Raw genomic sequence first — 12,159 nt, forward strand, 5'->3', positions numbered from 1 at the left:
CCATGGCACAGCTGAGCTGTGCCATGGGGGCTCACGTGAGCTGCAAGCTCATGACTCTAGCAACTGCTGATAACGCAGACCTTTCATTCCAACAAGAAGGCTAGACATGAAACGTATTCCCTTGGTGTGGCAAATCGTTGCCGGGCTGTCGCTTGGCGTGCTTGTCGGTTGGTACTTCAATACCCATCCGCTCTATCAGGCATGGGTCAGCGTGCAGGTTCTGAAACCGCTTGGTGACATCTTTATCAAGATGATGAAGATGGTCGTTGTGCCAATCGTGTTCTGCTGCATGATTCTGGGCATTGCAGGTGGCCCAGACAGCAAGTCATTTGGCCGCATGGGTGTGCGCTCGCTCGGTTATTTCTTTGCGATTACCGCGCTGGCCGTCGTCATAGGCTTGTGTTTCGCAAATCTCTTCGAACCGGGAACAGGTACCGATATTTCCGGTGTTTCGCACGGTGCCGCATCCATCACGCTGGAGCCGCCGAAAGGAGCGCTGGTAATATTGCAGAACATCGTGCCCGATAACGTATTGGCTGCGATGTCGGAGGGGAAGTTGCTGTCGGTGTTGTTTTTTGCCGTGCTGTTCGGCCTGGCATTGAACGCCTTACCGAAAGAGAAAAACGCACCGGTCATCGCACTGCTTCAAAGTGTTTGCGATGCGATGTTCAAGGTTGTCTCCATGGTTATGGCTTATGCGCCTGTGGGTGTGTTCGGCATGATCGGCGCGACCGTGGCGACGTTTGGTTTCGCTTCCTTGTTGCCATTGCTCAAGTTGATTGGTGTTGTGTACCTGGCGCTGATTGTTTTCGCGTTGGTGGTACTTGGCGGTATCTGTTACTTGATAGGCGAAAACATTTTCAAGTTGATCCGGTACTTGCGCGATGAGTTGATGCTCGCATTCTCAAGTGCCGCCTCAGCCGCAGTGATGCCGCAGTTGATGACAAAAATGGAAAGTTACGGCGTGCCGCGTCGGATCGTCAGTTTCGTGGTGCCGGTGGGGTATGCGTTCAACCTCGATGGTGCGTCGATTTTTCTTGGGGTGGCGACGATCTTTGTCGCACTCCATGGCATCGACCTGTCGTTATCCCAGCAGATCCTGTTGGTGGTGACCATGGTGCTGACTTCCAAGGGCGCAGCAGGGGTGCCAGGTTTCGCCATCATCATCTTGTCAGCGACATTGGCCTCAGCAGGTCTTCCACTGGAAGGCGTCGCGTTGATCGCTGGCATTTTCAGGATCATCGACAGTGGTACCACTACGTTGAACGTGTTGGGCAATGCCATTGCGCCGTTAGTCATCGCCAAGTGGGAAAAGGTCGAGCTCAGACCTTCAACGGATTATCCAGCCGCACGGGTCTAGTCGTTTGCAGGAGCAACGATAGGCGAGAACGCAGGAGGTCATTCGTCAGGTATTGCTAATGTTTTGTAGACGACCGGTCTAGTTTTGGATAGGCTCTCGTCATTATGAAAAAATCTAATCTGGACATGCGACAGCACATCATCGATGTAGCGAAGACACTGATGACCCACAAGGGCTATACCGCCGTCGGTCTTATGGAAGTATTGACGACGGCGGGCGTGCCCAAGGGCTCGTTTTATCACTACTTCCGCTCCAAGGAGGAGTTCGGCCAGGCACTACTGGAAGAGTATTTCCAAGAGTATATCGGTCGGGTAGACATCGTCATGGCAGCGCAAGGGACTGGCGCCGAGCGGCTGATTGGCTACCTGAGTTACTGGGCGAAGACACAGGCGTTCGATCATCCCGAGGAGAAATGCCTGGTGGTGAAACTCGGCGCAGAAGTGTGCGACCTCTCGGAGGACATGCGCAGCGTACTTGAAGCGGGCACCGCGCTGATTATCCAGAGGATCACCCGGTGTATTGAACAGGGGATGGCTGACGGGTCCATCACGTCGACCCAGAACGCCGAGACATTGGCTGAATCGTTGTATCAACTGTGGCTTGGGGCTTCACTGTTAGTGAAGGTGCGAAACACAACGGCTGCTTTCGAAACAGCGCTGAACACGAGTAAGCGCCTGCTGGCATAGGGGCGTTTTTTTTACCACTTTACTAGACGACCGGTCTAATTTATCGAGAGGCTTTATGACCGATATCACCACGGATACCGACCTTTTTTCTCCCATGCATCTGGGGGCGCTGCAATTGGCTAACCGGATAGTCATGGCGCCCGTCACACGTAGCCGGATGGCCGACGACGGTGTGCCAAATGAAATGCACGCCACTTACTACGCTCAACGTGCCAGTGCCGGCTTGATCATTGCCGAAGCGACGAACATTTCTGCCCAAGGACGTGGCTATGCCATGACTCCGGGAATCTGGTCGCAAGAACAGGTGGCCGGCTGGAAAAAGGTCACCGACGCAGTGCACGCGGCGGGCGGCAAAATTGTCAGTCAGTTGTGGCACGTGGGGCGTTTTTCCAGTGTCGAGTTGCAACCCAACGGCGATGCCCCCGTAGCGCCTTCGGCGATCAAGGCTGAAGGTAGCACCTACACCGAAAATGGCTTTGTCGAGGTGTCGACGCCTCGTGCGCTGCAAACCTCGGAGATCCCAGGGATCATCGAGCAATACAAGCGGGCCGCCGAGAACGCCAAGCGAGCCGGTTTTGATGGCGTAGAAGTGCATTCGGCCAACAGCTATCTGCTCGATCAATTCCTGCGTGATTCCACGAACAAACGCACCGATCAATACGGTGGCTCCATTGAGAACCGGGTGCGACTGACCTTGGAAGTCACCGAAGCCGTGGTTTCGATATGGGGTAACGACCGTGTCGGTATTCGCCTTTCACCGGTGACCCCTGATGCCGGTAATACGCCTCCTGACAGCAATGTCATGGCGACTTATGGCTACCTGATCCAGCAGCTCAATCAATTGAACCTGGCGTACCTGCATTTTGTTGAAGGCGCCACGGCGACCTCCCGCACCGTGCCCGAAGGCGTGGACCTGGATGCACTGAGTGCCCAGTTTGAAGGGCCATTCATAGGCAATAACAACTATGACCTGGCGATGGCAATCGAACGCCGGGCGCAGGGCCGGATCGATGCGGTTGCATTTGGTCGCTTGTTCATTTCCAACCCCGACCTCGTCGAGCGTCTGCGTCGCGGTGTTGAGCTGACCATCGCTCCACGCGAGAGTTACTACGGCGGGGGTGCAAAAGGTTACATCGATTGGCCAACCGCTGACGCCTCAATAGCAAGGTCCCGCGCTAATTAAGGCGCAGGCGTCGCAATAGCATTCATTGCAAAAAGGTATTGAACATGAATTACCTGCAAAACAAGGTAGCCATCGTCACGGGCGCATCCTCAGGCATCGGCGCGGCAACCACCCGGGCGCTGGTAGCGCAAGGTGCACGCGTGGTTGCCGCCGCCCTTGATGAAGAGGCGTTGGAGTCTTTCGTCGCTGACCTGCGCGAGGCCGCAAGTGAGGTGGTCGCGTTTACTACTGATGTGACTCAACCGGATCAAACCCAGGCACTTGCCAGGTTTGCCCGTGAAACATACGGCGCCATCGACATTCTGGTGAACAACGCTGGCCTGATGCTTTTTTCCCGTTGGGTTGATCTGGCCGTGCAGGATTGGGAAAAGATGATCGATGTGAACATCAAGGGTTACCTCAACATGACGGCTGCAGTATTGCCGTTCATGTTGGAACAGAAGTCCGGGCAGATTCTCAATATGGACTCTGTTGCAGGGCATCAGGTAGGGCCGTCTGCGGGTGTCTACAGTGCGACCAAGTTTTTCGTCCAGGCCATGACCGAGTCCATGCGCAAAGAACTTGGCGTGCAGCACGGTATTCGCGTTAACACGATCAGCCCTGGCGTCATCAATACAGGGTGGGCGGACAAGGTCAGTGATCCGCAGGGGCGCAAGGCTGCCCAGGCGCTGAATCGGATTGCTATTGGGCCTGACGATGTCGCCCGTGCAGTGATTTACGCGCTCAACCAGCCGGAAAACGTCACCGTCAATGACTTGATCATCTCGCCGACGCGCCAGGATTGGTAGCGGGCGGCGGTCATTGACTCATTCAGCAAGACCCCTCGGCCATGTCAGGCGAGCGGTGTGGCATCTAATCCCCCATGAAAGGAAAAACAAGCATGTCGAAGAATATCAAGGCAGTACCCACCCACGAGTACGACGCTGTCATCGCCACAGCCAATCAGTACGTGGAAGGTCTGCGTACCGGTAATGCTCAAAGCGTTGCACAAGCCTTCCATCAAGACGCAGTGATGTATGGGTTCACCAATGGCGAGTTGCTCGGCGGCCCGATCAACAAGCTGTTTGATTTCGTTGCGAAGAACGGCGGCGCACCCCAAATCACCACTCGCCTTGACGTATTGGCAATTACGCCGAGCACCGCAGTAGTACGTGTCGATATGGAAAACGATGCGATTGGCGCCGATTACAACGACTACCTGACACTGATCAAAATTGAGGGTGTCTGGAAGGTGATTGCCAAGGTGTATCACCAGTTCGACGCGTAAGCATCAACCGATCCCGGCCCCCCTGATGCCGGGATCGCCGGGCTGTCTATTCAAAGGGTCATACGATGCCAATGGTTGAATTCTCCGCTGTTTTGAACGCCGTGCACAACGCGCCTGAAGCGTGATGAAGAAGTTTGGTGAGATCCAGCAATGGCACCCTGCGATTGTCAAAAGCAGCCTCGAAGACGGCGAGTCCGATGGGGCTGTTGGGTGTCTGCTTGCTCAGTGTCGATGAGTCCAACGGTAGGCCCTTAAAAATAATGAACCCTGCCTGCGCCTGTGCACCCAAAGTTACATAACCTGGAGGTGCATCATGCAAACCACTTACTTCTGGATAGGCCTGGCAGTGATCCTCGTACTGCTTGATGCGTGGATCATCAACAGCATCTGGCGCAGCGATAACGCCTCGGCGAGCAAGGCAGGCTGGAGTGCGGTAGTCGTGGTCCTGCCGTTCCTGGGCGCCGCAATATGGGCGATTGCCGGCCCAAGGGGTGTCACCAAGGGGCCGTCTTCTCCCGAGCACAGCAAGGGCTGAGTCCGGGCCGCGCTATGAACAACCCAGGCCCCGACGACTTACAGAGCCGCAACTACCCGGTACCGGAAGATATGGCCTTGCAGCGCAAGGTCTGGCGCTTTGAGCGGGTGGGTTGGTACGCGCTGCTGGTGCTGATGGGGCTGAGCCTGGCGGGCCTGTTTTCCAGCGGGCCGCTGAGCACTCGCGAAGTGCGCAGTGCCGATGGGCAGTTGCGCGTGGAGTACCAACGCTTTTTACGCAATGGCGCCTCCGATGGGCTGGTGATTCATGTGCAAGGCAAGGCGCAACAACCCCTGGAGGTCGAGCTGAGCGGTGAGCTGCTGCGCGGTTTCAATATCGAGACGCTCCAGCCGCAGCCGCTCAAGGCCAGGGCGGCCGGGGAGGGTGTAAGCGTCTGGATGCTGAGTGACAGCGCCGGCCAGGCCGTGTTGTACCTGACCTTGCGCAGCGACACGGTGGGCAGCGTGGATACCCAGGTGTCGCGACCCACAGGGGCGTCCGTGCGCTTTTCTCAGTTTATTTACCCTTGACCGTCAGCCCCGACCCTAACGGCGTGAGCTGCACAGTTTTTCGATCAAGGAGATCAACGAATCATGTCCCACGGGCTTGCTGACATGCGCATTAAAGCCTGATTCAGTCGCCTTTTTCTGGTCATTGCCTGCGCCGTAGCCGGTCAATGCAATGGCGGGAGCCTGTCGAAGGTGGCCTACTTTACGCAGCTTCTGCATCAGCTCATGGCCATTCATTTTCGGCATGCCGATGTCCGAAATAATCACGTCGTACTGGGCATCCCGGGCTGTTTCAAGTGCGCTTAACGGGTCGCTGAAGGCGCTCACTTGGGCGCCTTCCATTTCCAGCAGCATGTTCAGCACCTCAAGGACTTCGGCTGAATCATCGACCAGTAAAACCTTGAGGCCATTGAGGCGCTGATCTTCGTTGTGGGTAGCGCCGCTATCCAGCAGATGATCCTGCTGTTCGCACAGCGGCAACCAGATCGAGAAGGTGCAACCAAAGCCCAGCCCTCGCGAGTGCACACTCACCGAACCACCATGGGCCTCCACCAACTGCCGTACCAACGACAAGCCAATCCCCAGGCCTTCGCGCTGGTGAGTCTGGTGCTGGTTTTCCGCTTGCCCGAACAGGTCGAAGATTTTCTCCAGGCTGTCTGCGGCCAGGCCTGCGCCGCTGTCGATGACATCCAGTTGTGCGCGCCCGTCCGTTCGACTGACTACCAACTGCACCTGGCCGTCCTCGGGAGTGAATTTCAGGGCATTGTTGACCAGGTTCCAGATCACTTGCTCGATGCGCGTCGGGTCTACGTCAACGATCAACGGGCCCGGCACCGAAGGTGTCTGAAGGCTGACCTGGCGACGATGACCGTCGGCAAGGACCACGCTGTGAATGTCCTTGAGGGTGCGAATCAGGTCGATCGGTTGCTTTTTCAGCTTCAGTTTGCCCGTGCGAACCCGGGCGACATCCAGCAGGTCGTCAATGATCCGCGCCTGGCTGAACACCGCTTCGCAGATGGTATTGACCGCCTTGATGGCCGGGCCCGCGACCTTGGTGGCTGGCAAGCGCCGCAACAGTTCGGCGTTCAGCTGGATCAGGTTCAACGGATGCTTGAGTTCGTGGGACATCACCGCGAAGAACTCATCCTTGAGATGGCTGTTGGTCTGGGTTTCCTTCAAGCGCTGATTCTGTTCGTCCTGGGTGCGTTTGTGGCCGGTAAGGTCCCGGGCAATCTTGACGTAGCCGCGCAAACTATTGCTCTTGAGCTGGGTGACCTCGCCGCTGCAATAGAAGCGGCTGCCGTCCTTGCGCACATGCCAGCGTTCATCTTCGCCACGCCCATGTTCGCGGGCGGTGCGCAGTTCTTTCTCCGGCACGCCAGCGGTGCGGTCTTCCGGGGAGAAAATCAGATCGTAGTAAGCGCCCAGCACCTCGTCCTTGGTGTAGCCGAAGATCAGTTCGGCACCGGTGTTCCAGTCGGTGATGGCGCCATGGTCATCGAGGATGATGATGGCAAAGTCATGGGTGCTCTCGGCGACCAGGCGCATGCGCTCCTCGCCCAGGCGCAGTTCCTCTTCGGCCTGACGCCGCTTGGTGATATCAATGAAGGTCAGCACGGTGCCATCAATGTGGTCTTCACTGGAGCGGTAAGGCAGCAACCGCGCAATGTACCAGCGGTCGTCGTTGCTGCTGATTTCCCGCTCGATCAAGCTCAGGGACTCAAACACGGTGGCGGCGTCTTCGGTCATTTGCGGGTAATTGAGGCGGTGGGTGATGTCCAGCAATGAGCGTCCGGTGTCCACCGGCAACATACTGAAAATATCCGTGGCCCGTGGCGTGAACCAACGGATGCGCATGTTGCGGTCGACAAAGACCGTGGCGATGTCGGTGGACGCGATCAGGTTGGTCAGGTAGTCGTTGACCTTGTCCGTCTCTTCCACCTTGGTCTTGAGCTCGAAATTGACGGTCAGCAATTCTTCGTTGATCGACTGCAACTCTTCCTTGCTGGTTTCCAACTCCTCGGTGGCCGAGCGCAGTTCTTCGTTGACGGCCTGCATTTCTTCGTTGGAGGCCTTGAGTTCCTCGCTGGAGACTTCCGCCTGTTCGATGGTGTCCTGCAGGTGCAACTTGGTGCGTTGCAGCTCGCGCTCCAGGTTGCTCATGATCGCGTTTTCGGCCTGGCTGACGGTGTCGATGTCGGGCAGCTGTGGGTCGACGGCGGTTTCCTGGAAGATCACCAGCACGTAGTCGTTTTCGGTCGCTTCATCGCGGTAGGGGCGGGCGCTGATGTCCACCAGGAAGGGGCCTTGCTCGCGTTGGATGCGGATCTTGCGCGAAGACACCGGGCTATTCGATTGCTGGACCTGAAACAAGGTGGTGCGGATATCGAGGCGTAAATCGGGATGCACCAACGTCAGCAGGTTGTGCGTCACCTCGCCGGCCACGTAGCGCAGGAATCGACCAGCGCCTTCGCTCATGTGCAGGATATCGGCCTGCATATTCACGATAACGCTGGGCGGCGCGGCTTTTTCCAGGGCGCGCAGATGGATGTCTGCGAACGAGACCTTGCTGGGCGCCTTGGTTTCAATCGCCAGCGTCGTGGCGCTCGGGCGCAGATAGCCGCCTCGCGGCATGGTCGGGGCGCGGCGCACGGCGGACGAGCCGGCACGCACCCTGAAAATGCGGTTGCGCTTGTCCACCGGTACAAACAGGTCCAGGCAGCCGTCGGCCGACTCCGAGGAGCCGAGGAACAGGTAGCCACCGGGACGCAACGCGAAGTGGAACATTTGCAGGATGTCGCGTTGCACTTCGCGGTCCAGGTAGATCAACAGGTTGCGGCACACGATCAGGTCGATCTGCGAGAACGGTGGGTCGGCCAACAGGCTGTGTTTGGCGAACAGCACCTTTTCGCGAATTTCCTTGCGCACCCGGTAGTGCTGGTTCTTCTCCTTGGCAAAGTACTGGCGCAACCGTTGAGGCGGTACGTCGGTGATGATCGCTTCGGGGTACACGCCGTTGCGGCCATGGGTAATGGCCCGCTCATCAATATCAGTGGCAAACACCTGCATCTTTGCACCGCTGGCGTCCAGCGCCAGTTGCTCGGCCACCAGCATCGCCAGGCTGTAGGCCTCTTCGCCGGTGGAGCATCCTGCCGACCAGATACGCACTTCCTCACGGTGCGGCACGCTGTCTTCCAGTGACTTCACCAGGTTGGGGATTACGTCTCGCTCAAGCGCTTCGAAGGCCTCGCGGTCGCGAAAGAAGTTGGTCACGCCAATCAGCATGTCGCCCAGCAAAGCCTTGGTTTCGTCCGGGTTGGCCTGGAGGAAGTTGTAATAGGTGGCGAGGTCGGGTTGGGCCGTGACCTGCAAGCGCCGCTCGATACGACGCAACACCGTGGCGCGCTTGTAATGCTTGAAGTCATGCCCGGTACTGGCGCGCAACTGGATCAGAATATCCAGCAACAGCTGCTCGGCCACGGCGGCATCGCGTTCGGTACTGGGTGGGGTGGTCTTGATCTCAGGGTCGTTGGCGGTGGGCAGCACAATCGACTGGGCATTGCGCCACAGTTCCAGCAGCTTTTGCGGCATTTCCACCACCGGCAGCACCAGATCGACCATCTGGGTTTCGATGGCCGCCAGCGGCATGCCATCGTACTCGGCGTCTTCCGGCGCCTGTACCAGGGTGATACCGCCTTGTTCTTTGATCCGCGACAGCCCCACCGCACCGTCTGAGCCGGTACCAGACAGGATCAGGCAAAACGCGCGTTCTTTATGGGTGTCTGCCAGGTCGCGAAAAAACAGGTCGATGGCAATGTGCGATCCACCTTCGCGCACGGCAGGCGAGACCGCCAGGTAACCATCGTTCATCTTCAAGAGCTGCGCCGGGGAGATGACGTACACGTGATTCTTTTCGATGGGCGTGGCGTCATTGACCTGCGACACCGGCATGCGGGTCGTTTCCTGGATGATCTTGTCTGCCACGCTTTGATGGTCGGGCGAAAGATGCAGGACCACCACGAAGGCCATGCCGCAGTCTTTGGGCATGTGCTCGAAGAACGCTTTCACGGCTTGCAGCCCGCCCGCCGAGGCACCGATACCCACCACCGGGAAATTCAAGTTACTGGGGGTCAGATCTTTGCGTTGCGGAACGTTGGGGGACCGCGGGGGGGCAGACTTCATAAATACCAACCTTGGATAACGGCGCACAGGAAGACGGGTGTAGGGGGAAGAACTTGAACAACGTGGGCGAGGGCTGAACCGACAGTGAAATATAGCTGAAAACCTGCTGCCAACAAAAAAAGCCTTGAAGCCACCCGGTCATTCGACGGACCACTTACTGCCGGTTGAGGCGCGCAACCTGCGGAAGGTTTAATCAAACTGACGAGTGGCCATCGCGGTTGCACGGTTATCCGATTTTCTGAAAATCCGTCTGAACTTCGCTTCCTGGCGAACCCTCGCAAAGAGAAACCCACCCAGGAGACGTTCTGATGAACAGCTACCCAAAACCACCCTTCAACGCCCAGCAACAGCCCGTACCCGGTGAGCAGCGCAAGATGGACCCGATGCCCGATTGCGGTGAGCAGTCATACCAAGGCTCGGGCCGGCTCGCCAATAAAATCGCCTTGGTCACCGGGGCCGACAGCGGCATCGGACGGGCCGTGGCCATTGCCTTCGCACGTGAAGGCGCGGACGTGGCGGTGTCGTATCTGGATGAACATGAAGACGCCAAGGAGACCGCACGCTGGGTCGAGGCGGCGGGTCGTCAATGCCTGTTACTGCCCGGCGACCTGGGCGATGCGGCGCAGTGCACGGCCATCGTCAACGACACCGTGGAGAAGTTCGGCCGCATCGATGTGCTGGTCAACAACGCAGCGTTCCAGATGACCTATCAATCGCTGGAAGACATCCCCGACGAGGACTGGGTGAAAACCTTCAACGTCAACATCACCGCGATGTTTCGCATCTGCAAGGCCGCGCTGCCGCATATGGCCGAGGGCAGTTCGATCATCAACACCAGCTCGGTCAACTCCGATATGCCCAACCCCAGCCTGTTGCCCTATGCGGCCACCAAGGGCGCGATTGCCAACTTCACCGCCGGCCTGGCGCAGATGCTCGGCGAGCGGGGGATTCGCGTCAACAGCGTGGCACCCGGGCCTATCTGGACGCCGTTGATCGTCTCGACGATGACGCCGGACATGGTGAAAAACTTTGGCGGCAACACCCCATTGGGACGCCCAGGCCAGCCAGTGGAAGTGGCGCCGATCTATGTGCTGCTGGCGTCGGATGAAGGCAGCTACATCTCCGGCGAACGCTACGGCGTGACGGGTGGCAAGCCGATACTTTGATCAGTGATTGAGGAGGGCGGTATGAGCGAAGCCTCGAAGCACCACGAGCCGAATCCTTCTGAGCGCAAGGTGCGCCCGCCGGCGGCTAAGCGAAACGATAAATCGCAGGCACCGGCAGGCGGACAACAGGCAAAGGAGCAAGGCGGTGTTGCTCCCGGAGGGCCTTCGACAGACCCTGAGTCAGGGGCGTGAACGCGAGGGGATATACACTCGGCCTGACATCCTGATGGGTTGTCAGGCCGCTATCGCAGGCAAGCCAGCTCCCACAGGCTGACGTTATTTGCGCTTGGAACGATGAATTCGCATCCACTCCCGATAGGCCACTGTACGCTGCGCATCCGCACGTTTCTTCGCCTCGGTAAACCGTGCCCACGTCTGCGCATCGCCGCTGTAGGACTCAATAATCTCGTACGCCAACGCGTCCAATCGATCCGCTTCGAAGAACATCTCGGCGTTTCGCGTGACCTCGTCGTCCCGCCTGTTTGTAGTTGTGTAACCAAGAGTCTGACTGTTCATCCTCTGAGGCCCTCCGCCCATTGAATCTGTGCCGCGCCACTCCAGCGCACCTGGGTAATGCCGTATTTCTCCGCCATCGGTTTGGACACACGCTTGAACGTGTGTTGCCCAAATTTGGGGATCACCGCCACACCAGCGTCACAACTGGCCCAATGCCAAGCCTCGGCATTGTCCATGCGCGGTGCGCGCACGATGAAGGACTTGGGCTCGCCATGCAGCTGGTACTCGATAGTGAATAGGTCGTTGTGTTTCATGAGGCCTCCTTGATACTCATGAACTACAGATATTTGACGTCAAAAATAATTCAAATAAGTTGTCCGACAATTCGATGACTGGGCGCAAGGCATGGATGAAGCCTAATCATCTACCGTAAAGGTGACCCATCCGGGCCCATCGGCCGGGCGTTGCAGCTCGGCGATGACACCGCTGACGGAGGATCCGTCGGGCAAATTGACGGTGATAAAGTTGGGATTGCCTGGCCAATCCATTGGCGTGTCAAAGTCCAGGCGCGCGATGGTCGGTTTACCGCTACTTGTCATTTGGATGTTTTTTGATTCGTTAAGGCATTCATTTGAAGGTGTTCCAAGATGGCGCGAGGCAGTGATGACACTGGCAATACCTTGGTAGTCGTAAGACATGCTGGGTTACCTCATGTAAAGGGAACAACGAAGATCAAATGTGGGAGCGGGCTTGCTCGCGAAAGCGGTGGATCAGTCACATCAATGTTTAATGGACCGACGCCTTCGCGAGCAAGC

The 12,159-nt window shown here is 57.6% G+C and carries 12 protein-coding genes; 8 read left to right on the forward strand and 4 right to left on the reverse strand.

The genetic code is table 11. The annotated features are described in order from the left end of the window. Nucleotides 1–106 precede the first annotated feature (106 nt). From BOP96_RS21625 to BOP96_RS21660, 7 genes are all read left to right on the forward strand, one after another. Nucleotides 107–1,360, forward strand: coding sequence for a cation:dicarboxylate symporter family transporter (locus BOP96_RS21625; protein ID WP_073453990.1), 1,254 nt, complete (start codon nucleotides 107–109; stop codon nucleotides 1,358–1,360). A gap of 104 nt (nucleotides 1,361–1,464) precedes the next feature. Beyond that, nucleotides 1,465–2,046 (forward strand): TetR/AcrR family transcriptional regulator, encoded by a 582-nt coding sequence (locus tag BOP96_RS21630; RefSeq protein WP_072435642.1) that lies wholly within the window; start codon nucleotides 1,465–1,467, stop codon nucleotides 2,044–2,046. 55 nt (nucleotides 2,047–2,101) lie between these two features. Beyond that, the gene (locus BOP96_RS21635; RefSeq protein WP_073453992.1) at nucleotides 2,102–3,229 is read left to right on the forward strand and encodes an alkene reductase; all 1,128 of its coding nucleotides are present in this window, start codon (nucleotides 2,102–2,104) and stop codon (nucleotides 3,227–3,229) included. Between the two features lie 44 nt (nucleotides 3,230–3,273). Beyond that, entirely contained in the window at nucleotides 3,274–4,017 is a 744-nt protein-coding gene (locus BOP96_RS21640; protein WP_073453994.1) for an SDR family oxidoreductase, read from the forward strand. A 92-nt stretch (nucleotides 4,018–4,109) separates the two neighbouring features. Next, nucleotides 4,110–4,496 (forward strand): nuclear transport factor 2 family protein, encoded by a 387-nt coding sequence (locus tag BOP96_RS21645; protein WP_014718012.1) that lies wholly within the window; start codon nucleotides 4,110–4,112, stop codon nucleotides 4,494–4,496. Between the two features lie 313 nt (nucleotides 4,497–4,809). Next, nucleotides 4,810–5,031, forward strand: coding sequence for a PLDc N-terminal domain-containing protein (locus BOP96_RS21655; RefSeq protein WP_003190416.1), 222 nt, complete (start codon nucleotides 4,810–4,812; stop codon nucleotides 5,029–5,031). A 14-nt stretch (nucleotides 5,032–5,045) separates the two neighbouring features. Further along, complete coding sequence (locus BOP96_RS21660; protein ID WP_019821467.1) at nucleotides 5,046–5,561, forward strand: hypothetical protein; 516 nt, start codon at nucleotides 5,046–5,048, stop codon at nucleotides 5,559–5,561. A 15-nt stretch (nucleotides 5,562–5,576) separates the two neighbouring features. On the opposite strand, the gene BOP96_RS21665 is transcribed toward BOP96_RS21660, so the two are convergent. Further along, nucleotides 5,577–9,722 carry a CheR family methyltransferase gene (locus BOP96_RS21665; RefSeq protein ID WP_073453996.1) on the reverse strand — a complete coding sequence of 1,382 codons (4,146 nt, stop codon included), beginning with the start codon at nucleotides 9,720–9,722 and terminating at the stop codon, nucleotides 5,577–5,579. Between the two features lie 308 nt (nucleotides 9,723–10,030). Between BOP96_RS21665 and BOP96_RS21670 the strand changes: the two genes are divergently transcribed. Further along, nucleotides 10,031–10,888 carry an SDR family oxidoreductase gene (locus BOP96_RS21670; RefSeq protein ID WP_014718015.1) on the forward strand — a complete coding sequence of 286 codons (858 nt, stop codon included), beginning with the start codon at nucleotides 10,031–10,033 and terminating at the stop codon, nucleotides 10,886–10,888. Nucleotides 10,889–11,164: 276 nt separating this feature from the next. On the opposite strand, the gene BOP96_RS21675 is transcribed toward BOP96_RS21670, so the two are convergent. From BOP96_RS21675 to BOP96_RS21685, 3 genes are all read right to left on the reverse strand, one after another. Then, nucleotides 11,165–11,404, reverse strand: a complete 240-nt coding sequence (locus BOP96_RS21675) for a hypothetical protein (RefSeq protein WP_019821471.1) — start codon at nucleotides 11,402–11,404, stop codon at nucleotides 11,165–11,167. After that, nucleotides 11,401–11,658 carry a DUF6555 family protein gene (locus BOP96_RS21680; protein ID WP_003190423.1) on the reverse strand — a complete coding sequence of 86 codons (258 nt, stop codon included), beginning with the start codon at nucleotides 11,656–11,658 and terminating at the stop codon, nucleotides 11,401–11,403. The genes BOP96_RS21675 and BOP96_RS21680 overlap by 4 nt, the downstream gene beginning before the upstream one ends. Nucleotides 11,659–11,760: 102 nt before the next feature. Next, entirely contained in the window at nucleotides 11,761–12,042 is a 282-nt protein-coding gene (locus BOP96_RS21685) for a hypothetical protein (protein WP_073453998.1), read from the reverse strand. Nucleotides 12,043–12,159: the final 117 nt, after the last annotated feature.

The sequence above is a fragment of the Pseudomonas sp. FSL W5-0203 genome (genome assembly GCF_001896155.1).
In the GTDB taxonomy this organism is placed as follows: Bacteria; Pseudomonadota; Gammaproteobacteria; order Pseudomonadales; family Pseudomonadaceae; genus Aquipseudomonas; species Aquipseudomonas paracarnis.

Excerpts from the sequence above, each read along its gene's own strand:
- BOP96_RS21670 (WP_014718015.1), top strand. The coding sequence starts at position 10,031 with ATGAACAGCTACCCAAAACCACCCTTCAACGCCCAGCAACAGCCCGTA.
- BOP96_RS21645 (WP_014718012.1), top strand. The coding sequence starts at position 4,110 with ATGTCGAAGAATATCAAGGCAGTACCCACCCACGAGTACGACGCTGTC.
- BOP96_RS21635 (WP_073453992.1), top strand. The coding sequence starts at position 2,102 with ATGACCGATATCACCACGGATACCGACCTTTTTTCTCCCATGCATCTG.
- BOP96_RS21680 (WP_003190423.1), bottom strand. The coding sequence starts at position 11,658 with ATGAAACACAACGACCTATTCACTATCGAGTACCAGCTGCATGGCGAG.
- BOP96_RS21630 (WP_072435642.1), top strand. The coding sequence starts at position 1,465 with ATGAAAAAATCTAATCTGGACATGCGACAGCACATCATCGATGTAGCG.
- BOP96_RS21625 (WP_073453990.1), top strand. The coding sequence starts at position 107 with ATGAAACGTATTCCCTTGGTGTGGCAAATCGTTGCCGGGCTGTCGCTT.
- BOP96_RS21660 (WP_019821467.1), top strand. The coding sequence starts at position 5,046 with ATGAACAACCCAGGCCCCGACGACTTACAGAGCCGCAACTACCCGGTA.
- BOP96_RS21685 (WP_073453998.1), bottom strand. The coding sequence starts at position 12,042 with ATGTCTTACGACTACCAAGGTATTGCCAGTGTCATCACTGCCTCGCGC.
- BOP96_RS21640 (WP_073453994.1), top strand. The coding sequence starts at position 3,274 with ATGAATTACCTGCAAAACAAGGTAGCCATCGTCACGGGCGCATCCTCA.
- BOP96_RS21675 (WP_019821471.1), bottom strand. The coding sequence starts at position 11,404 with ATGAACAGTCAGACTCTTGGTTACACAACTACAAACAGGCGGGACGAC.
- BOP96_RS21665 (WP_073453996.1), bottom strand. The coding sequence starts at position 9,722 with ATGAAGTCTGCCCCCCCGCGGTCCCCCAACGTTCCGCAACGCAAAGAT.
- BOP96_RS21655 (WP_003190416.1), top strand. The coding sequence starts at position 4,810 with ATGCAAACCACTTACTTCTGGATAGGCCTGGCAGTGATCCTCGTACTG.